This window comes from Coriobacteriaceae bacterium, assembly GCA_025992705.1.
Classification (GTDB): Bacteria; Actinomycetota; Coriobacteriia; order Coriobacteriales; family QAMH01; genus QAMH01.
This window is the reverse complement of the sequence record DAJPGJ010000001.1, coordinates 919,747-940,153: the sequence shown is the minus strand read 5'-3', so window position 1 is coordinate 940,153 and position 20,407 is coordinate 919,747. Positions and strand designations below refer to the sequence as shown.

General features: G+C 60.9%; 19 protein-coding genes. 1 reads left to right on the top strand and 18 read right to left on the bottom strand.

Annotated elements, in window-relative coordinates:
- Window positions 1–93: 93 nt before the first annotated feature.
- Genes coaD through OIM11_04165 form a run of 6 tightly spaced genes read right to left on the bottom strand, consistent with a single transcriptional unit; the run spans window position 94 to window position 6,249 of the window.
- Complete coding sequence (gene coaD / locus OIM11_04190; protein HJJ00332.1) at window positions 94–576, bottom strand: pantetheine-phosphate adenylyltransferase; 483 nt, start codon at window positions 574–576, stop codon at window positions 94–96.
- Window positions 577–578: 2 nt separating this feature from the next.
- A complete protein-coding gene (rsmD, locus tag OIM11_04185; protein ID HJJ00331.1) occupies window positions 579–1,172 on the bottom strand; it encodes a 16S rRNA (guanine(966)-N(2))-methyltransferase RsmD in 594 nt (197 codons plus the stop codon).
- A gap of 1 nt (window position 1,173) precedes the next feature.
- Window positions 1,174–3,333, bottom strand: coding sequence for an ATP-dependent DNA helicase RecG (gene recG / locus OIM11_04180; GenBank protein HJJ00330.1), 2,160 nt, complete (start codon window positions 3,331–3,333; stop codon window positions 1,174–1,176).
- The gene (locus OIM11_04175) at window positions 3,333–4,214 is read right to left on the bottom strand and encodes a DegV family protein (protein HJJ00329.1); all 882 of its coding nucleotides are present in this window, start codon (window positions 4,212–4,214) and stop codon (window positions 3,333–3,335) included. Before OIM11_04175 ends, recG begins: the two co-directional genes overlap by 1 nt.
- Window positions 4,215–4,238: 24 nt before the next feature.
- Window positions 4,239–5,864 (bottom strand): DAK2 domain-containing protein, encoded by a 1,626-nt coding sequence (locus OIM11_04170; GenBank protein ID HJJ00328.1) that lies wholly within the window; start codon window positions 5,862–5,864, stop codon window positions 4,239–4,241.
- Window positions 5,865–5,901: 37 nt separating this feature from the next.
- Window positions 5,902–6,249 carry an Asp23/Gls24 family envelope stress response protein gene (locus OIM11_04165; protein HJJ00327.1) on the bottom strand — a complete coding sequence of 116 codons (348 nt, stop codon included), beginning with the start codon at window positions 6,247–6,249 and terminating at the stop codon, window positions 5,902–5,904.
- Window positions 6,250–6,487: 238 nt separating this feature from the next.
- Here OIM11_04165 and OIM11_04160 point away from each other — a divergent pair, with 238 nt between their 5' ends.
- Entirely contained in the window at window positions 6,488–6,787 is a 300-nt protein-coding gene (locus OIM11_04160) for an MGMT family protein (protein HJJ00326.1), read from the top strand.
- Between the two features lie 231 nt (window positions 6,788–7,018).
- Here OIM11_04160 and ppsA read toward each other — a convergent pair whose 3' ends face one another.
- The 12 genes from ppsA to aspS all read right to left on the bottom strand — a co-directional run bounded on the left by ppsA (window position 7,019) and on the right by aspS (window position 20,300).
- Entirely contained in the window at window positions 7,019–9,406 is a 2,388-nt protein-coding gene (gene ppsA, locus OIM11_04155) for a phosphoenolpyruvate synthase (protein ID HJJ00325.1), read from the bottom strand.
- A gap of 114 nt (window positions 9,407–9,520) precedes the next feature.
- Window positions 9,521–10,402: a kinase/pyrophosphorylase gene (locus OIM11_04150; GenBank protein HJJ00324.1), complete on the bottom strand. Its 882-nt coding sequence runs from the start codon at window positions 10,400–10,402 to the stop codon at window positions 9,521–9,523.
- A gap of 7 nt (window positions 10,403–10,409) precedes the next feature.
- Window positions 10,410–12,491, bottom strand: coding sequence for a glycine--tRNA ligase subunit beta (gene glyS, locus OIM11_04145; GenBank protein ID HJJ00323.1), 2,082 nt, complete (start codon window positions 12,489–12,491; stop codon window positions 10,410–10,412).
- Window positions 12,491–13,438: a glycine--tRNA ligase subunit alpha gene (gene glyQ / locus OIM11_04140; GenBank protein ID HJJ00322.1), complete on the bottom strand. Its 948-nt coding sequence runs from the start codon at window positions 13,436–13,438 to the stop codon at window positions 12,491–12,493. Before glyQ ends, glyS begins: the two co-directional genes overlap by 1 nt.
- A gap of 37 nt (window positions 13,439–13,475) precedes the next feature.
- Complete coding sequence (gene lepB, locus OIM11_04135; protein ID HJJ00321.1) at window positions 13,476–14,009, bottom strand: signal peptidase I; 534 nt, start codon at window positions 14,007–14,009, stop codon at window positions 13,476–13,478.
- Window positions 14,010–14,079: 70 nt separating this feature from the next.
- Complete coding sequence (gene trmD, locus OIM11_04130) at window positions 14,080–14,811, bottom strand: tRNA (guanosine(37)-N1)-methyltransferase TrmD (protein HJJ00320.1); 732 nt, start codon at window positions 14,809–14,811, stop codon at window positions 14,080–14,082.
- On the bottom strand, window positions 14,808–15,323 hold the full coding sequence (locus OIM11_04125; protein ID HJJ00319.1) for a 16S rRNA processing protein RimM: 516 nt from the start codon (window positions 15,321–15,323) through the stop codon (window positions 14,808–14,810). The genes trmD and OIM11_04125 overlap by 4 nt, the downstream gene beginning before the upstream one ends.
- A 7-nt stretch (window positions 15,324–15,330) precedes the next feature.
- Window positions 15,331–15,585 (bottom strand): KH domain-containing protein, encoded by a 255-nt coding sequence (locus tag OIM11_04120; GenBank protein HJJ00318.1) that lies wholly within the window; start codon window positions 15,583–15,585, stop codon window positions 15,331–15,333.
- 3 nt (window positions 15,586–15,588) lie between these two features.
- Entirely contained in the window at window positions 15,589–16,011 is a 423-nt protein-coding gene (gene rpsP, locus OIM11_04115) for a 30S ribosomal protein S16 (protein ID HJJ00317.1), read from the bottom strand.
- Between the two features lie 122 nt (window positions 16,012–16,133).
- Window positions 16,134–17,861, bottom strand: coding sequence for a proline--tRNA ligase (locus OIM11_04110; protein HJJ00316.1), 1,728 nt, complete (start codon window positions 17,859–17,861; stop codon window positions 16,134–16,136).
- A gap of 191 nt (window positions 17,862–18,052) precedes the next feature.
- The gene (locus OIM11_04105) at window positions 18,053–18,223 is read right to left on the bottom strand and encodes a hypothetical protein (GenBank protein HJJ00315.1); all 171 of its coding nucleotides are present in this window, start codon (window positions 18,221–18,223) and stop codon (window positions 18,053–18,055) included.
- Between the two features lie 319 nt (window positions 18,224–18,542).
- On the bottom strand, window positions 18,543–20,300 hold the full coding sequence (gene aspS / locus OIM11_04100) for an aspartate--tRNA ligase (protein HJJ00314.1): 1,758 nt from the start codon (window positions 20,298–20,300) through the stop codon (window positions 18,543–18,545).
- Between the last annotated feature and the right edge of the window lie 107 nt (window positions 20,301–20,407).

Sequence of the window (20,407 nt, the reverse complement as noted above, 5' to 3'; positions counted from 1 at the left end):
GAGGTTTAAGGGAGCGCGCCGTAAAGACCGCGAAGCGGGCTGTCGGGAAGCGACCGTCGAGGCGGTGCCCCTTCCATGTCGTCCCGCCTCATCCTACCCCAGGCGCTTGGCGAGGGCCTCTCCCACGATCGGGGGAACGATGCCCTCCGTGCTGCCACCCAACGAGGCGAGCTCCTTGGCAATGGACGAGGAGACGTACATGTAATCGGGGGATGACATGACGAAGAGGGTCTCCAGCTCGGGGGCAAGGCGGAAGTTGAGCATGGCCATCTGGAACTCGTACTCGAAGTCCTTCGTCGCACGCAGGCCCTTGACGATAGCGGTGGCGCCAATGGAGGTCGCGAAATCAACAAGCAGGTTATCGAAGCCGACGACCTCGACATTGGCGAACTCCGCCGTGACCTCGCGGGCAAGTTCGATGCGCTCGTCGAGCGTGAAAAGCGTTCCGCCACGCTTGCCCTGCGATGCGGCGACGCCGACGATGACCTCGTCGGCCATGCAGCTCGCGCGTCGAATGACGTCCAGGTGGCCAAAGGTGATGGGGTCAAAGGTTCCGGGAACCAAGAGCTTATGCATGCCTAATCCTCGCGATCGTGGAACTTCAGGTACGTCACGCCGATTTTGCCATATCTCTTCTGGCCATCGAGCACGAAGCGCCTGTCTATGCCGAACTCTTCGGCAACGGCCTCCTTGCCTTGCAGGGCGTGCTCGTAGACGATGACGCACCCTTGGACGAGCTTCCCGTAATCGATGAGCTCACCAAGTAGCTCGTGGACACGCGCGGGCACCTCGGCATAGGGCGGATCAAGCAGGACGAGCCCGAAGGGGCCATGAGGCGCAAGCTGCGCGACGGCATCGAAGCTGTCGGCGGCAATGACGCGCACGCGTGGCGCCTTCAGGGAAAGGGAAGCGAGATTTCGCTCAAGCACGTCACGGGCGGTACGGTCACGCTCGATGAAGGTACAACTGCGCGCACCACGCGAAAGCGCTTCGATACCCAGGGCACCACTGCCCGCAAAGGCATCGAGGACATCCACGGCGGCAAGCTCGGGCAGACGTGAGTAGATGGACGAGAAGATGGACTCGCGCACGCGATCGGTCGTCGGACGCGTCGTCTTCTCGTTCGGGCTTTCGATGATGCGGCCCTTGAACTCACCAGCGATAATGCGCATGCTACGCTCCCCTGCTCGTCGTCTCGTCCAGATTTGCGAATGTCCGCTCGATGTCGGCGGCAAGCGCCTTGTGCTCGGCCGCGACGAGATCCGGATCGGCATCAAGGATCTCGAGCGCATCTGCATGCGCGCAGGCGATGAGCTGCGCGTCATCGATGACGTTGACGAGCTTGAGCGTCTCGGCACCATGTTGCCTACTGCCGAGCACGTCACCCTCGTGACGCGTGCGCAAATCCGCCTCTGCAAGCTCGAAGCCATCCGTCGTACTCACGAAAGCATCGAGGCGTGCTCGCATATCGACATCGTCCTTGCCAGGGTCTGCCACGAGAAAGACCGTCCCCGGATACGCACCGCGTCCCACGCGTCCACGCAACTGATGCAACTGCGAGAGGCCGAAGCGCTCGGCATCCTCTATGAGCATCATCGTCGCGTTGGGGACGTCCACACCCACCTCGACAACCGTCGTGGCAACGAGCACGTCGATATCGCCCACATTGAAGGCATCCATGGCCCGCTGTTTCTCCTCCGCGTTCATGCGACCCGTAAGCAGCCCAACGTGGTAGCCCGCGAAGACATCGCGCTGCAGACGAGCGGCTTCCTCCTCGGCGGCCTTGGGATCGGAGATATCGCTTCCGTTCACGAGCGAGGCAAAAAGCGATCCGTCCTCGATGCGCTCGGCCCTGCGTTCGCGCGTCAAACCCACGAGCGGGCAGATGACATAGGCCTGCCGCCCCTGTGCAAGGGCCTCCTTGATCGCCTCGTAGGCCCTTCCCCGCGCGTCGCGTGAGATGAGCTCCGTATGCGTTGGCTGAACGTTGCCCGGGCGCGTGCGTATGTAGCTCGTCTCGAGGTCACCGTATAGGGTGAGCGCAAGCGTGCGTGGAATGGGGGTAGCCGTCATGACGAGTAGGTCACAGCCTGGCCCCTTCATGCGCAGGGCCGCACGCTGGTTGACACCGAAGCGGTGCTGTTCGTCGATGATGACGAGCGAGAGATGCGCGAAACTCACCGTGGGCTCGATGAGGGCATGTGTCCCGAAGAGCACTTGGAGCGTGCCATCTTGCGCCTCTTCCAGGAGCCGCTCGCGCTCCTCGGAATCGGTCGCTCCCGTAAGGATGCCCCAGCTGATGTGCGCCGCATCGAAGAGCGGGCCGAGCTTGCTCGCGTACTGGCGCGCAAGCACCTCGGTCGGCGCCATCATGGCCGCCTGGCATCCGCTGTCGGCACTGAGCGCCAAGGCGAAGGCCGCGACGATGGTCTTGCCCGTACCGACATCTCCCAGGAGCATCCGGTTCATGCTGCGCGGTGCGGTCATATCGTCCACGATGTCTGCAATGGCCTGCTCTTGCTCGCTTGTGAGCGTATACGGAAGCTGCGCGCGTAGCTCATCCATCCGTTGCCCTGGCACGTGGGCAGTCGGCTCGCCATCGCGTGTCTCGGCACGGCGCAAGCGCATCATCTCGATTTGCAGGCGCAAGACCTCCTCGTAAGCCAGGCGCTTGCGAGCCTGAAGCATCTGCGTGCGGTTCTCGGGAAAGTGGATCTGGCGCAGGGCCGCCTTCTTGCCGATGAGCCTATGCTTGAGCCGCAAGGCGACGGGAAGCGGGTCGCTCATATCCGCCGTCTGCTCAAGCGCGTTTGCGATGAAGCGGCGCATCCACGTTGTCGAGATACCCTCGGTAGCCGGGTGCACGGCGAGCATTTGGACAAGGCGCGTCTGCTCCTGACCCGGCTCGCCCAAGAAGGCGACGTAGGGATTGGCCATGCGCTTGAACCCGTACTCGAACGTGACCTTCCCCGAAAACGCGACGCGCATGCCACGCTCGAACTTGGCAGCCATCCAGGGCTGCCTGAACCAGGTGGCGATGATGACGCCCGTACCGTCGAAGACGGACACTTCGAGGATATGCAGGCGCCTGCGCGGTTGTTTCTCGACAACCTCATCGACCGTGCCCACAACGGTCACAAACTGACCGATGGGAGCGCGGGCGGCTGTCTCGACGTTGGAAAGGTCTATGTAGCGGCGTGGGTAGTTCTCGAGCAATCCCCGCACCGTTGAGATACCGAGCTTGGAGAGGTTCTTCGCGCGTGCAGGACTCACGGCACGTATCTTGCCGACATCGCAATCAAGCAGAAAGTCGGAATCCCCGCGTGATGTCATTATGCAAGCCCTAGTACCCGCTCGTCTTGCGGGATGTACGCAAAGCCGAAACAGCCGGTCGAGACATGCGTCGTGATGACAGGACCAACCATGCGCACGCCGACCTCAACCAGCTTGATGCCCGCCTCGATCATGGCCTCGCGCAAGTCATCAACGCCACCCATGTTGCGCGTATGGGCAAAACAGCACTCGAGTGGCCCGAGGTGCTCTTCGAGCTCCTTGTAGCGCTGCACGAGCTTGGTGACGGCGCGCTTGGGTGACTTGGCCTTGCCGAACATCTCGACCTCGCCTTCCGGATCGACCGTGAGAAGCGGCTTGATCTTGAGCAAAGCCGCGGCAAGACCGGTCGCCTTGCCGGTGCGGCCCCCCTTGACGAGATTGCGAAGCTTGTCGAGCATGAAGCAGATACTCGTTTTTCCCACAAGCTCGTGTGCGGCCTCGACCAGCTCGTCGAAACTCAGACCGTACTCGCGCAACTGCGCAATACGACGCACGAAAAGGAACTGAGCGACGGTATTGCAACGCGTATCAATGACCTCGACGGGGATGGGAGCGCTTTCGGCGGCCATACGGGCGGTATGGACGGTCCCCGACATGCGCGACGAGATGTGCAGGGAAATCACGTGCGTGTAGCCGGCAAGGGAAAGGTCGGTGTAAAGCTGGGCGAAGTCAAGCAGCGGTGGCATGGACGTCGAGGGCAGCTCGTCGCAATCGACGATGTAATCGTAGAAGGCCTCGATATTTTCGACGGTGTTGTCCTCGGGAAAATGCGTGCCGTCGGGCTCGATGACCCTGAGGTGCACACACTCGACACCAAGCTCGGCAAGCTCGGCATCAGACGCATCGCATGAATTATCGGTAACGATCGCTATCTTCTCCATCTGCATCTCCTGAATTATCCGGTCCTATTCGATCGAGAAAACGATGGGATACAGCGGCTGCTCACCGCGTTGCGCATCGACTTCAAGGTCGGGATACAGTTCCTCGACCTGTTCGACGAGCTTCTCGAAATCCTCTTGGGCAAAATCCTCTCCCGCAAGGAGCGTGAGCGAGTCGAGGTCATCGTTAAGCTCGTCGATGAGGGCGAGCGTAACCTCCTCGACGCTCTTGCCCACAACATCGAGCGAGCCGTCGGCGATACCGATAACGTCATCCGGATGAATCTCGTGACCATCCGAAGTTTTGGAGTCCTTGATGGCGGTTGTCACCTCGCCGCACTTGACCTCGTCGAGCGCCTCGGTCATGGCCTCGGCGATTTCATCGAGATCACCTTCCGGACTTGCGACGAGCATTGCGGAAAACGACGCGGGCGTTGACTTTGTGGGAACGACCCTGCACGGGATATCGGCATTATCAGCAGCGGCGTTGGCGGCCATGATGATGTTCTTGTTATTGGGAAGCAGGATGGCCGAGTCGGCGTTTACCTGCTCGATGGCATCGAGCAGGTCCTTCGTCGAGGGATTCATGGTCTGACCGCCGGAAACGACATGGTCAACACCGAGGGATCGCAAAATGTTAGCCATGCCCTCACCCGCGGCAACGGCGATAAACGCTATGGGCTTGCGTTCGGCGGGCTGGCGTGATGCCTCATCGGCAGCGATGCCATCGGCACGCTCCTCGCTCTCGAGCACCATGTTGTGGATGAAGACCTCGGAGACCTGACCGCGATCCGTCATGTAGGTAAGCACCGTACCCGGTGTGTCCGTGTGCACGTGCACCTTGAAGTCGGGGTGAGCGCCCACAAGCAGCTCGCAATCCCCGACAGACGCGAGAAACTCGAGTGCCTCGACCGTATCGACTTCGTCGCTGTGTAGGAGAAACTCGGTGCAGTACATGTAGTCCGAACCCGCCCAGTCACGTACATGCTCGATGGCGACCTTCGCCTCGGCATGCGTAAAATCCTCGGCAGAGGCAAGGTGGGCTTGCTCGCCAGTCAACGCGGCGATGAAGCTCTGGGTAAGAATGGCCAGGCCAAAACCGCCCGAATCGACAACGCCATTCTCCTTGAGAACGGGCAGAAGCTCCGGCGTACGCTTGACCGAAGCAAGGGCCTCGTCCGAAATGGCATGCAGCGTCGTGGTAACGTCGAGTCCCTCCTCGTAGGCTTGCTGCGCAACGGCGGCACAATCCTCGAGTACGGTGAGGATCGTGCCCTTTACCGGCTTACGTACGGCCTGGAAGGCAACCTCGACGGCACGTGCCATCGCGCGGGCAATGGTCTCTGTGCTGTACTCGGTGGCATCCACAAGTCCCTCGCAAAGGCCGCGCAGAATCTGACTCGTTATGACGCCCGAATTGCCACGTGCGCCCATGAGCGAGCCGTGCGTTACGGCCTTGCACAGGGCGGCGCCATCGGCATTCAACGGCAAGGCAGCAACCTCACGAGCCACAGACTCCATCGTCAGCGACATGTTCGTTCCCGTATCGCCATCGGGCACCGGAAAGACGTTGAGGCGGTTGATCTCTTCCTTGCGCGCAGACAGCTCTGCGGAAGCGGTGGCGATGCATGTGCGAATATCGTCAATGTTCATGGATATATCCCTGTTGAGTATCGAATCCTACAAGCTGCTAATCGCGAACCTTCACGCCCTGCACGTGGACGTTCACATTGCGAACGGGCAATTGCGCGCCATCCTCGAGCGTGAACTTGACCTTGTCGGCGAGCATGCGACTCACCTCGGCGAGATTGGTCCCGTGCTCGATGATGACGTACAGGTCGATGTCGATGGCATCATCGGTCCTCTCGACGTTGATACCGCGACGCAGGCGACTCGCGGGCAGCAGCTTGGCAATTCCATCGGAAAGCGTCGGGGCGGCCATGCCCACGATGCCATAACTCTCGAGGGCGGCATAACCGGCCAAGTCGGTGATGACATCCTCGGCGATGGTCAGTTCGCCAGCAATAGCGTCAGCCATATGCAAGCTCCTTCATGGTTGAGATTACACAGATGCGGTAATTGTAATTCAGGCGACACTTCGTTCACAGTGAGCCGTGCAATTTTGCGTATACTTTCTAGAAAATGGGCAGCAGCGTATAGATGCTTCGGTCATTGCGCGTCTGTTCGCTGGCCGCAGCCCATTCATTTGCAGGAGGATCTAATTGGATTTCGAGGAGATATTCTCTCGCGAGGCACGAAGCTCAAGCAACGGTCATGTGCTCGACGATGATCTCGTCTATGAGATTCTCGAGACCGTTGCCGAGATTCCCTCAGGTTGCGTCGCGACTTACGGGCAAATTGCCCGACTCATCGGCAGGCCCAAGAACGCGCGCCTCGTGGGCAAGGTGCTCAAGGAATCGCAGTTCTACGGCGAGTATCCCTGCCATCGCGTCGTAAACGCCGTAGGTCGTCTTGTGCCCGGTTGGAACGAGCAGGCTGCGCTCCTGACCGAAGAGGGCATCGAGCTCAAAGACGACGGCCACGTTGACATGCGCACGTACCAGTGGGATATATAGCGAGTCTGATGGTCCGGGGGGCCTCGATGGTCGCTTCCCGACGGCCCGCTTCGCGGTCTTAACGGTGCGCTCCCTTAAACCTCGGCCCTACCCTCTCCGGGCCATCAGCCCCAACACGATGCATATGCCAAGGGGTCAGACCCCCTGACACGTGCGTCCTTGGCACATGAAAAAAGGGGCGGCCGCAATGCGGTCGCCCCTCTCCTGCTCGATGTGGTGAAGCTGGATTGCTTACCAGGTGAGGTCCTCGGCCTCTTCCTTGCCACGACCTGTGAGCTTGTCGAGCATCATCTTGTGCTCGATCTGAGCCGCAATCTGCTTGGTGTGGATGACCGCATCCGGATTGACCGAGATGGAGTCGATGCCGCTCTTGATGAGGAACTCGCAGAACTCCGGATAGATGCTCGGGAGCTGACCGCAGATGGACACAGTCTTGCCATCCCTGTGAGCGACCTCGATAAGATGGCGGATGGCACGCTTGACGGCGAGGTCACGGCCGTCGGCGACATCCTGGATAATCTCGTTATCGCGGTCGAGGCCCAGAATCAGCATGGTGAGATCGTTGCTGCCGATGGAGTAGCCGTCAACAAACTTGTTGAACTGATCGGCCATGATGATGTTACTGGGAATCTCGGCCATGAGCCAGATCTTGAAGTCCGGGCTGCGCACCAGGCCCTCCTCGGCCATGATGCCCGTGACGATCTCGGCCTCCTTGACGGTGCGGCAGAACGGAATCATGACCTGGAGGTTCTTGAAGCCGTACTCGTCACGAACCTTCTTGATGGCCTGGAGCTCGAGCTTGAAGGCCGGAAGATACTTGGGATCGTAGTAACGCGACGCGCCACGCCAACCAAGCAGCGCACTGGGCTCTTCGGGCTCGTACTTGTCGCCGCCGGTGAGGCCACGGTACTCGCTGGACTTGAAGTCGGAGAGGCGCAGCACGACCTGGCGCGGGGAAAGAGCGCTCGCGACCTTGCGCATGCCCTCGGCGAGCATGTCGACAGCCTCGTTGGCGCGGCCAGTCTCGATGAGATGCATGGGGTGCTCGTGGATGAAGGTGGTCCAGATGAACTCCTCGCGCATGAGGCCGACGCCGTCGCACGGGAGCTTGCCGTGCTTTTCGGCGAGGTCGGGATTGCCGAGGTTCATGTAAATCTTGGTGCCCGTGACAGGAGCCACGTAGGCAGCAGCCGCAGGTGCGGCATCGGCAGCAGGTGCCTCGGAGACCATGCTCTTGACGATACCGGCGTACACGGTGCCGTTGGAGGCATCGACCGTGATCTCCTGGCCGTCCTGGATCGAGGCCGTGGCCTCTTGCGAGCGGCTCGCCGTGCCGACGATGCAGGGAATGCCCATCTCGCGGCTGACGATGGCGGCGTGGCAGGTCATGCCACCGGCATCGGTGACGATGGCAAGTGCCTTCTGCATGGCGGGAACCCAGTCGGGAGCGGTCATCGTGGTGACGAGAATCTCGCCATCCTTGAACTCGTCGATGAGGGCGGGATCGGTGATGACATGTGCCTTGCCGGCGACCTTGCCGGGAGAGGCCGGCAGACCGGTGACGATGACATCGAGGTTCTCGGTTGCGGCGTCGTCTGCCTCATCGGCAACCTCGCCATCGGCCTTCTTGCGCGACCAGACCGTCTCGGGACGCGCCTGGAGCAGCCAGACCTTGCCGTCGCGCTCGTCGATGCCCCACTCCATATCCATGTAGCAGCCATAATGCTTCTCGAGCTGCTTGGCGTAGTCTGCGAGCTCCTTGATTTGCTCGTCGGTAATGACCTGCTGCTTGCGCTCATCGGCGGGAACATCGACTTCCTCGACGTCGCCTTCGGGCTTGCGAATCATCTTGATGTGCTTGTCCGAGATGATGCGACGCGTAATCTCACCCGTTGCCTTGTCAACGACGAAGTTGTCGGGCGTGACGGCGCCCTGCACGACCATCTCGCCCAGACCGTAGGAACCCTCGATGGTGACGACCTTGTCATTGCCGTTGGTGACATCGAGCGAGAACATGACGCCTGCGGCCTTGGAGAAGACCATCATCTGGACGGTCGCGGAAAGTGCGATGGACAGGTGATCGAAGCCCGTCTTCTCGCGATAGTAGGTAGCGCGATCGGTGAAGGTGGAGGCGTAGCACTCCTTGATCTTCTGCACGACCATATCGGGGCCGTGCACGTTGAGGTAGGTGTCCTGCTGGCCGGCAAAGCTGGCATCGGGAAGGTCTTCTGCAGTGGCAGAAGAGCGCACAGCGACGAACGGATCATCCACGTGCATCTTATTGCCGAGCTCGGCGTAGGCGTCCTTGATGGCCTCGACGATGTCTGCGGGCATCTCCTCGGCGACGATCATGGCACGGATGTTGTCGGTCACCTCACGCAGCAGCGCGGAGTCCTCGACGTCCGTGAGCTTCTTGAGCTCCTCGCGGATTTCCTTGTCGAGACCCGTCCTTTCCATGAACTGACGGTATGCGTATGCCGTGGTGGCAAAGCCATAGGGTACGGGGACATCGGTCTCCGAAGTCATCTCGCCCAGAGAAGAGGACTTTCCGCCTACGATCTCGACGTCCTCGCGGCGAAGCTCGTCGAACCAGAGAACATATGCCTTGTCACGATCCATCTTGCCTATCCTTTCTTTCATGTCGGAGAGGAAGCGGTGCATTGCAAAGTGCGAGAATCCCCGTTTCCAATGTTCGATATTATAGGGTATTTGAAACGCCTTTGGTCCATGACCCTACACGGGAAGAACGAACGAGCCGTGGGGAGACGGAATACGGGGGAATGCGGCATTGTAATGGCGCAATATCTCTTGTGCCGTCTCCTCGATAGCGCGGTCTTTCGTGTTGATGATGACGCAACCGAGCCCGCGCATGATGGTACGCGCACGGTCGAGCTCCAACGTCACGGCATCGATGTCCGCATACCTCGACTGCCCCAATTGGCCACCCATACGCGTCTTGCGCACGCCAACGAGCACGGAGGGATCGGTTATGAGGCCGAAGAGGCGCTCGCGGTCAACTTCGTAGACTTCTTTGGGAAGCTCGAGACCCTCGACAAGAGGAACGTTTGCAACCTTGTACCCCTGCTGCCCCAGATAGATGGACGTCGGCGTCTTGCTCGTGCGGGAGACGCCGAGAATCACGATGTCGGCTTCGGGCAGGTCTTGCGTGAGCAGACCGTCATCGTGACTGACGGTGAACTCGATTGCCTCGATACGCTGGAAGTACTGATCGTTGATCTTATGCTGTTCGCCGGGAGCGGGATTGTGAGTCTTGCCACTCACCTGTTCGATGACCGCAATGGAGTCCGACAGGACGTCGACAGCGTAAATGTTGGGATGATCTGCAAGATACGATTCCAGCGCATCCCTCAGCTCCTGAATGACAAGGGTGTAGTAGACGATGATTCGATCGTCGTTGTACATCTGGCGATGCAGGCGTTGTTCTTCCTCGAGAAACGAGCGAATCTGGTCGAAGGACCTGACGTACGGAAGCACCGTGATATTCGGGTCGAGCTCGCCGAAATGGCTCGCTGCCGAGCGAGCGATGGTCTTGGCCGTATTGCCCATCGAGTCACTGATGACATGGATGGTCGGCAGCGTAGGCATATCGCCCATGACGTGCCTACTTCTTGGCCATCTTGCCGATATCGGCCACGTTGGCGAACACGGCAACGAAGCTGTTGAGCAGGCGCAGGCGCATCTCACGCAAGGCCGCGTCGTCATCCATGATGAGCACGGCGTCGAAGAAGTTGTCGATGGGCGTGCGCAGACTTGCAAGCGCCTCGATGGCATCAAGATGGGCGCCATCCGCAAGGGCGGCCGTAACCGCGTCACGGGCAGCAGTAACGGCATCGGCCAGCGCAAGCTCCTGTGCCTCCATGATCGATGTGTCAGCATCGCAACCAAGGGAGGCATCGGCAAGATTTGCCGCGCGCGTGTAAGCCGTCGCCAGGTTTTCGAAGACTTCGGGCTGCTCGTTGCGTGCTGTCTGAAGCGCATCGATGCGCGCCAGCGTCTCGGCAGGCTCGAACATCCCCGTCGCCATGACGGCGGCGATGCAATCGGGCGCGTAGCCGCGATCGCGTGCGATGACCTCGAGGCGCGTCGCGAAGAAGGCGCGCACCTGCTCACGCACCTCGTCGAAGTCGAAATCGACCACGTCGCGGTAATTATCGAGCGCAACGTCAATGAGCTTGGCAAGCGAGACGTCGAGGCCATCGAGCAGGATGTTGATGATGCCGATGGCGGCGCGACGCAGCGCGAAGGGATCGGAAGAACCCGTGGGCCCCGCGCCAATCGCGAAGATGCCACAGACGGTATCGAGCTTGTCGGAGAACGCGGTGACGGTGCCTGCAAGGTTGCGCGGCAGCTCGTCTCCGGCAAAACGCGGACGATAGTGATCGGTGATGCCGAGGGCGACCTCGGGCGTCTCGCCCGAGAAGCGCGCATAGTGACCACCCATGATGCCCTGCAGGGAGGTGAACTCGACGACCGCGTTGGTGATGAGGTCGGCCTTGCACAGCAGCGCGGTGCGCACGACGTCATCGCGCTCGGCGCCCGTGATGCCGGCGGCGTCGCAGACGGCCTCGGCGTTCTTCACGATGCGCATGGTCTTGTCGTAGACGCTTCCGAGCTTCTCCTGGAACACGACGCGCTTCAAGCCATCGACGTAGCTCTCGAGCGGCTCACGGCGATCCTCGACCACGAAGAAGGCCGCATCGTCGAGACGGGCGCGCACGACGCGCTCGTTACCTGCGACGATGGTCTCGGTGTAGGCGGGATCACCGTTGCTCACGATGAGAAACGCGTTGTCGAGCGTGCCATCGGGCTGGTACATCGGGAAGTAGCGCTGATGTTCGAGCATCGCGTCGGTGATGATCTCGGGCGGGACGTCGAGGAAACGCTCATCGAAGTGCGCGAGCATGACGGTGGGATATTCGACGAGGTTCACGACCTCGTCGAAGGTGCCCTTGGGAGTGTCGGCCTTGAGGCCCGTCTCGGCCTCGATGGCGTTGATCTGACCGCGAATGGCCTGCGCGCGCTTCTTCGCGCTGGGAATGACCTTCATCTCCTCGTAGGCGGCCGGCAAGTCGGAGGCATTCGCGAACTCGAATTCGCGGTCGGCCATGAGGCGATTACCGCGCGAGATGCGGCCCGCAACCAGGCCGGCATACTCGACGGGCACGACTTCGTCGCCATACAGGGCCATGAGCCAGCGCACGGGACGCGAGAAGGTGACATGACCGCTGCCCCAACGCTGCGACTTGGGCCAGCTGATGCCTGCAATGAGGCCGGCAAGCAGGTCGGACAGGATATCCGCCGTCTTGCGGGAGGGCTCCTCGACCAAGGCGTACACATACTCCTTGCCGCTCTCGTCCGCCTCGCGCACGAGACAGGAGACGTCAACGCCCTTGCCACGGGCAAAGCCCTCGGCAGCCTTCGTGGGCTTGCCATCATCGTCGAAGGCGATCGCGGCGGCGGGGCCCTTGGCGCGCATGGAGAGTGCCTCGCTTGCGTCGGCAAGGTCCTCGACCACGAGAATCATGCGACGTGGCGTTGAATAGGTGACGACCTCGCCGTGGGCGACGCGTGCCTCGTCGAGGGCGTGCTGTGCCGCATCGGCAAGATCACGCGTTGCCGCATAGAGGGGCATGGCGGGAATTTCTTCGGTTCCGATCTCGAGGACAAGCTTGGATGCATTCATTATGCGACCCCCTCCTTCTCGGCGTCGCCGTCTAGCTCGCGCGGGCCATCCTGCGAGGCGATGTAGGCGCCGCCCTTCTCGATCACATGCTCGAGATAGGACTCGCAGCAGGCCTTTGCCATCGTGCGCACGCGCAGGATGTAGGCCATGCGCTCGGTCGCCGAGATTGCGCCGCGCGCATCGAGCAGATTGAAGGCGTGGCTGCATTTCATGACGCAATCGTAGGCGGGAAGCGGCAGTCCCAAGTCGAGCAGGCGCATGCACTCGCGCTCGGAAGCATCGAAGCGCGCGAAGAGCATGTCGACATCGGCGAACTCGAAGTCATATGCGCTTTGCTCGCGCTCGTTCTCGTAGAAGACGTCGCCATAGGTGAAAATCGAGCCATCAGGCCCCTTGCTCCAGACAAGGTCGTAAACGCTGTCAACGCCCTGGATGTACATGGCGAGGCGCTCGAGGCCGTACGTGATCTCGGCGGGAACGGGATCGCACTCGATGCCACCGACCTGCTGGAAGTACGTGAACTGCGTGACCTCCATGCCGTTGAGCCAGACCTCCCAGCCCAGACCCCAGGCACCCAGCGTGGGGCTTTCCCAGTCGTCCTCGACGAAACGCACGTCATGCTGATGCGGCTCGATGCCGATGGCGCGCAGGGAGCCGAGGTAGAGCTCCTGGACGTCATCGGGAGAGGGCTTGAGGATGACTTGGAACTGGTAGTAGTGCTGCATGCGATTGGGGTTGGCGCCATAGCGACCGTCGGTCGGGCGACGGCACGGCTGCACGTATGCCGTCTTCCAGGCACCGGGACCGAGCGCGCGCAGCGCCGTCGCGGTGTGATAGGTGCCCGCCCCCACCTCGGAGTCATATGGCTGCAAGATGACGCAGCCCTGGTCTGCCCAGTACTGTTGCAGGGTCAAAATGATGTCTTGAAAGGTCAGCATGCTCTCTATCCAATCGTGCGTACCATGCGATATGGTCTGCTTGCTTCTACAATGTGCCGATGCGGTCGAGGGGCCAGTACCTGAACACGGCACGTCCCGTTATGTCTTCCGTGTTGATGGCGCCAAAGGCGCGGCTGTCCGCGGAGTTCGTGCGATTGTCTCCCATGACCCAAACATAGCCCTCGGGTACCACATAGGGATACTGGATGCCCGAATTCAGGTCGTTGCTCGGCTTGCCCTGCGTGTACGGCTCGTCGAGGCGTACGCCGTCCACATATACGGCGCCATCGCGCAGGTCAACTGTCTGACCGCCCGTGGCGATGACACGTTTGATGAGCACGCGCTCTGGGTCGGACGGATCCTCGAAGGTGATGATGTCGCCTTGGGCAGGCTCGCCGAAGGCGTAGCTCAGCTTCTCGGAAAAGACGCGATCGCCTATCTCGATGGTCTGCTCCATCGAGCCGGAGGGAATCTCGTAGGGCTGCATGACAAAACGCGTGAAGAGCGTGGCCAGGCCAACGGCAACCACGATGATGAGAAGTATCTCGATGACCAGGCGTAATGGCGAGTTCTTCTTCACGAATGCACCCCTTTCCTTCCCTCAAAAACAAACATGTAAGCGTATATGATAGCGCGACCAGACCGGTATCTCAGTCAGAATCGGAACGAATGGTATCTGCGTACGCTCGTTCCTCGTCCGTGAGCTTGGCGGCATCGAGCATGTCGGGGCGCAGCAGAGCCGTCCTCTCGATGGCGGCACGTCGGCGCCATGCCGCAATCGCCCCGTGATTGCCCGAGAGCAACACCTCGGGTACCTCCATATCCCGATAGACAGCGGGTCGCGTATACTGCGGAAACTCGAGAAGGTTGTCGGCAAAGGACTCCTCGACGGCGCTGTTCTCATCTCCCAACGCACCGGGAAGCAAACGGCACACCGCATCGGTAACGACCATGGCAGCAAGCTCGCCGCCCGTCAAAACGTAATCACCGAGGCTGATGCAGCGATCCGCAAGCGTATAGGCACGCTCGTCGATACCCTCGTAACGCCCGCATACCATGAGCAGGCGCTCATAGCCCGCAAGCTCGGCGGCCATATCCTGGTTGAAGGGACGGCCCGTAGGCGTGAAGAAGATGACGTGAGGCTTGGGGCCCGTCGAGCAGATGCTCTCGATGGCTTCGAAAATGGGTGGGCAGCACATGAGCAGTCCGGCCCCTCCCCCGTAAATCTCGTCATCGGTCGTGCGGTGCCTGTCATGAGTCCAATCACGTAGGTCATAGGCGTGAAAGTCGAGTATGCCCTTTTTGCGGGCGCGGCCAAGTATGGAGCTTGACATGACCCCTTCGAACATCTCGGGGAAAACGGAGAGCGTCTCGGCAATCATGACTCGATCAAACCGTCCATGACGCGCGTACGAATGGCCTCGTCCGCAGCTTCGGGATACGAGACGATGACCTCGTCCACGACCGGGACGAGCACCTCCCCATACGGACCGTCAATGACCCACACGTCATGGGCGGCTGTCTCGATGACCTCACGTATTTCGCCAAGCTCGCCATGACGCTCGTCAACGACCGTGCGTCCAATCTCGAGCAGGGGATTATCGAGGCCTTCGAGATTGCGCACGTCAGCCAGAAGAAAGCGTCCGGCAATCTGCTCGGCGGCATCGATCGTGTCAATGCCCTCGAAGCGCAGCTGGTAGGTATTGCCCGCACCTTCGCTCACCGATATGACATCAAGCTCGCGCGGGCCCTGCAACGTGGGCGGGACGACGTGGACGTGCAAGCCCTCATAGACGGAAAAGGGAAGGTTGCCGGCCGTCGTGGCCGTAACCTCCCCCTCAAGCCCGCGTGCCTTACCGACACGGGCAACAAGTTCGTATTCTGTACGAGACATACAGCTGCTACTCGGCGAGCTCGACCTCGACACGGAAACCGTCTTGCGAGGCAGCAGCGCGAGCAAGCGTGCGAATCGCCTTGATGATACGGCCCTGACGACCGATGATCTTACCGATATCGCTCTCGTCGACCTCAATCTCGATGAACAGCTCGCCGTTTTCCTGGTCGGTACCGGTAACGGTCGCCGCCTCGGGATTCTCGACAATCTGCTCGACGAGCGTGCGGACGAGCTGCGTGACGTCTTCGAACGACTCGACCATGGCCTACTCTTCTCCGGCCTCTTCGGACTCGCCCTCTTCAGCCTCGGCCTCAGCCTCAGCCGCAGCGGCGGCTTCCTCGGCTGCCTTGCGAGCTGCCTCCTCGGCGGCCTTCTTGGCGGCTTCCTCGGCGGCGATGCGATTGGCCTCGGTCTTGTTGGCGATACGCTGAGCGAGCTTCTCGGGCAGCGGCTCGTTCTTCACGCTCGCGATGATCTTGGCAACGCGATCGGACGGCTGAGCGCCCTTGGCAATCCACTCATCGACCTTGGCAACATCGAGATCGATGACCGAAGGATCCCCCGCGGGGTCGTAGGTGCCGACCTGCTCGATGATACGACCGTCGCGCTTCTTGCGCTGATCGGCGACCACGATGCGATAGAACGGGGCTTTGTGGGCACCATGACGTGCCAGACGGATGACTACCAAAACTTCTCCTTCAATCTATCGCCTGCACCCATTGCAGGCGTGAAATTGAGACCTGGCGCGATGACGGGTCGCGCACGAACCGACATTGTAACGCAAACTTCACGCGATGGAATAGGTTTTTTCTACATCGAGGTGGTCACGGGCTCGAGAGCGGCAAGCGCATCGTGCACCGTGCGTATGATGTGCGAGACGGCCTCGCTCGTATCGAGCTCGACCTTCTCGCCCGTCGCGCGGTCCTTGAACTCCACGATATCGTTTTGCGCACCGCGTTTGCCAATGATCAGCTGATATGGCCAGCCGATAAGGTCGGCATCGGCGAACTTGACGCCGGCGCGCTCGTCACGGTCGTCAAGGGCGACCTCGATGCCCGCGGCCTCGAGTTCGTCGGCGAGCTTGAACGCGAGGGGCTCGACGAGGTCATCGCCCATCTGGAGGGGAATGACGCATACCTGCGCAGGCGCGATGCTCACGGGCCAATACATGCCGTTCTCGTCGTTGCGCTGCTCGACGACAGCCGCCATCGAGCGTGTCACGCCAATGCCGTAGCAGCCCATGACGTAGGGTTTCTCGACACCATCGGCATCCATGTACGTGGCGTTCATGGCCTCGGAGTACTTCGTGCCAAGTTTGAAGACCTGGCTCACCTCGATGCCACGCGAACCCGAGAGGACCTTGCCACAGACAGGACACAGGTCGCCCGGCTCGGCGAGCACGAGGTCGATCCACGCATCCGGCGTGAAGTCACGACCGGGCTCGGCACCCAGGAAGTGGTAGCCATCCTCGTTGGCACCGACGGCCCACGCATGCGTGCCCTCGAGCGCGGCATCGCAGATGCAGACAACGCCTTCCGGCAAATCGACCGGACCCATCGAGCCCTTGTGCAAACCCGCTTCGAGCATCTCCTCGTCCGTGAGCAGACGCCAGCCCTCGATGGCCTTCTCAGCCTTGATGTCGTTGAGCTCGTGGTCACCGGGGATGAACAGGGCATAGATCTTGCCGTCGTCACCGGTGCCCGATAGGGCCTTCACGGTCGCGTTCTCGGGCACGTCGAGGAAGCCCGCAAGATCGGCGATGGTATGCACGCCTGGCGTCTCGATCTTCTCGAGTGCGCGCTCCTCGCCGAGCGCCATCGTCACGCCCACGTTTGCCGCCTCGGCGTCTGCCGCGAATCCGCAGGTGCAATGCACGAGGTCGGACTCGCCGGCATCGGCCAGCGCCATGAATTCGCAGGTCTCCGAGCCGCCGATCTGGCCAGAATCGGCCTCGACCATGCGATACTCGAGGCCGAGCCGCTCGCAGACACGCGCGTAGGCGACCTCCATATCGCGATAGCTCTCGTCAAGCGATTCTTCGTCGGCGTTGAAGCTGTACGCGTCCTTCATCACGAACTCGCGCGTCCTGAACAGGCCGAAGCGCGGACGCATCTCGTCGCGGAACTTCACCTGCATCTGCCACAGCGTGCAAGGAAGGTCCTTGTAGCTACGCAGCTCGTCGCGCACGAGGTCGGTGATGAGCTCCTCGTGGGTGGGGCCCAGACACAGTTCGCGCTCGTGGCGGTCGGTAACGCGCATGAGCTCGGGACCGTAATCATCCCAGCGCCCCGACTCGTGCCAGAGCTCGGCAGGCTGCAAGATGGGCATGAGGATCTCCTGGGCGCCGGTCGCGTTCATCTCCTCGCGCACGATGTCCTGCACCTTGTTGAGCACGGTCATTCCTAGTGGCAAGAAGGTGTAGGTGCCCGATCCCATCTGACGAATCATGCCCGCGCGGAGCAGCAGCTTGTGGCTTGCGATATCCGCTCCGGCAGGATCTTCCTTCAATGTCGGACAATAGGTCTTGCTCATACGCATGATGCTCATGTTGTACCCTCGCTTGCGCTCGTGCTCGAAACATATGTCGCACATGGTACCACGTAGGCACAACTGCAATGAAAGCCATATCCACGCAAAAGAGGCAGATGCAATGCATCTGCCCCTCTCCCACGGCTTCAGTGCCGAATCCAGACCTTCGACACAAGAATCCGTTTGCCTTCGAAACGCGCTTATCGCTCCTCGTTGCCCACGAAAGCACCACGCACGGAGCAAGCCAGCGCACCGTCACGATAGTTGTCCTCGGAGAAGGTGCTCTGAATCTTGCCGTCCTGGACGATGTAGGAAACCATCTCCTCGACGGTCATCTTGGTGTAGTCGCGATAGGTGTGATTGCAAGCCATAATGTACTCCTTTACTTGGCATCCAATAAAAGCAGGCACACCTTAGCAGCAACGTGAACAATGATTTATTCTGATTTTCGGATAAAGATTTGAGGTTCAAGGGGAATCGTGAACATCGCACCCGCTCAGCGGCATCACGATGCCGCTGTTGCCGCAAACGGACACCCCGTGCAAATACGGCACAGCCGTCAGCGGCAAAAAGCGTAGCCAAGGCAGGTGGACAATCATCGCCACGGGGTCAAATCCCAGACGTCACTAAAACACGAAGACGCCCCGGGACAGCGTGAGTCCGGGGCGTCCTCGATGTGAAAGCGAAAAACTAGAGATTGATGCTGATGTTGGCTTCCTTGAGCTGGCGACGGCTCACCTCGCCGGGTGCGCCCGTCATCGGATCGGCACCCGAGCTCGTCTTGGGGAAGGCGATGACATCGCGAATGGAAGCATAGCCGCCGATGAGCATGACCAGGCGGTCAAGGCCAAGCGCGATGCCGCCGTGAGGAGGCGCGCCGAAGCCAAGCGCCGTGATGAGGAATCCGAATTGCTCGTCGATCTGCTCGTCGCTCATGCCAATCTGGCGCAGAATGCGGCGCTGCAACTCGGGCTGGTGGATACGAATCGTGCCGCCACCCATCTCGAAGCCGTCCATGACGATGTCGTAGGAGTAGCTTCCGCAGGCAAGCGGATCGCTCTCGATCTTGTCGAGGTCCTCGTCGCGCACGCGCGTGAACGGATGATGCTCGGCGGCGTAGCGCTTCTCGTCCTCGTCGTAGCGGAACATCGGGAAGTTCACGACCCAGCACAGGTCATGCGTGCCCGGCTCGACGAGGTTCATGGCATGGGCCATGTGCAGACGCATGTTGCCCAGGACCTCGTTGACGACGCTCGTGCTATCGGCACCGAACATGACGAGGTCGCCCGGCTCGACGTCGAGCGCCGTCTTGATCGCCTCGATCTCATCTTCGGTGAAGAACTTGGTGATGGGGCTGTTGACCTTGCCCTCGCTGCGGAATTGAATCCAGGCCATGCCCTTGGCGCCCCACTCGAGAGCCAGATCGCCCAGCTTGTCGATTTGCGCGCGCGGCCAATCGCCCGCGCCCTTGGCATTGATGGCCTTGACGACGCCGCCATTGGCGAGCGCGCCGGAAAAGACCTTGAAGCCGCAGTCCTTGACGATATCGGAGATGTCGACGAGCTCCATGCCAAAACGGCGGTCCGGGCGGTCGGTGCCATAACGGGCCATGGCCTCGGCGTAGGGCACGCGATCGAGCGGGAAGCTCACGTCGTCGATCCCGACGGCCTTGAAGACCTCGGCGAGCACGTCTTCCATCATGTTCATGACGTCATCTTCGGTGACGAAGGACATCTCGATGTCGACCTGGGTGAACTCGGGCTGACGGTCGGCGCGCAGGTCTTCGTCACGGAAGCAACGCGCGACCTGGTAATAGCGCTCGATGCCGCCAATCTGCGTGAGCTGCTTGAAGAGCTGCGGCGATTGGGGCAACGCATAGAAGTGACCGGGATTGGTGCGCGATGGCACGATGAAGTCGCGCGCACCCTCGGGGGTGGACTTGCCGAGAATCGGGGTCTCGACCTCGATGAAGAGGCGTTCATGCAGGGCGTTGCGAATCGACCAGGTGACGGTGTCGCGCAGACGCAGGGCCTCGGCAACGGGCGTGCGTCGCATGTCGAGATAGCGCCACTTCATGCGCGTGAGCTCGTCGGTGTCGATATCGTCGTCGAGCGGGAAGGGCGGCGTGGCAGACTCGTTGAGGATCGTGCACTCGTTCACGACCACGTCGATCTCGCCCGTGGGCAAATCGGGATTGGCAGTGTCTTCGGGGCGCTCGCGCACGAAACCGGTAATCTCGATGGCCCACTCGGGACGCATCCTCTCGCCCAGCTCGAAGCAATCCTTGGCGGTATCGGGATCGAAAACGACCTGCGTAATGCCCGTACGGTCGCGCAAATCGACGAAGATGAGACCGCCGTGGTCACGCCTGCGGGCAACCCAGCCGGTAAGCGTCACCGTCTGGCCGATATCCTCGCGACGCAGCTCGCCACAGGTATGCGTGTGCATGGAGTACTCGTTTGCAAAATCCTCAGGCACTGTATGCCCTCCTTCATCATGCGATCCGCCATAGACAGTGGAGGACCGCGCCTTTCCTTATCACAAGGTAGCTATTA

Coding starts and splice junctions, on each gene's coding strand:
- coaD (HJJ00332.1), bottom strand. CDS start 576: ATGCATAAGCTCTTGGTTCCCGGAACCTTTGACCCCATCACCTTTGGC.
- rsmD (HJJ00331.1), bottom strand. CDS start 1,172: ATGCGCATTATCGCTGGTGAGTTCAAGGGCCGCATCATCGAAAGCCCG.
- recG (HJJ00330.1), bottom strand. CDS start 3,333: ATGACATCACGCGGGGATTCCGACTTTCTGCTTGATTGCGATGTCGGC.
- OIM11_04175 (HJJ00329.1), bottom strand. CDS start 4,214: ATGGAGAAGATAGCGATCGTTACCGATAATTCATGCGATGCGTCTGAT.
- OIM11_04170 (HJJ00328.1), bottom strand. CDS start 5,864: ATGAACATTGACGATATTCGCACATGCATCGCCACCGCTTCCGCAGAG.
- OIM11_04165 (HJJ00327.1), bottom strand. CDS start 6,249: ATGGCTGACGCTATTGCTGGCGAACTGACCATCGCCGAGGATGTCATC.
- ppsA (HJJ00325.1), bottom strand. CDS start 9,406: ATGGATCGTGACAAGGCATATGTTCTCTGGTTCGACGAGCTTCGCCGC.
- OIM11_04150 (HJJ00324.1), bottom strand. CDS start 10,402: ATGGGCGATATGCCTACGCTGCCGACCATCCATGTCATCAGTGACTCG.
- glyS (HJJ00323.1), bottom strand. CDS start 12,491: ATGAATGCATCCAAGCTTGTCCTCGAGATCGGAACCGAAGAAATTCCC.
- trmD (HJJ00320.1), bottom strand. CDS start 14,811: ATGATTGCCGAGACGCTCTCCGTTTTCCCCGAGATGTTCGAAGGGGTC.
- OIM11_04125 (HJJ00319.1), bottom strand. CDS start 15,323: ATGTCTCGTACAGAATACGAACTTGTTGCCCGTGTCGGTAAGGCACGC.
- OIM11_04120 (HJJ00318.1), bottom strand. CDS start 15,585: ATGGTCGAGTCGTTCGAAGACGTCACGCAGCTCGTCCGCACGCTCGTC.
- OIM11_04110 (HJJ00316.1), bottom strand. CDS start 17,861: ATGCGTATGAGCAAGACCTATTGTCCGACATTGAAGGAAGATCCTGCC.
- OIM11_04105 (HJJ00315.1), bottom strand. CDS start 18,223: ATGGCTTGCAATCACACCTATCGCGACTACACCAAGATGACCGTCGAG.
- aspS (HJJ00314.1), bottom strand. CDS start 20,300: ATGCACACGCATACCTGTGGCGAGCTGCGTCGCGAGGATATCGGCCAG.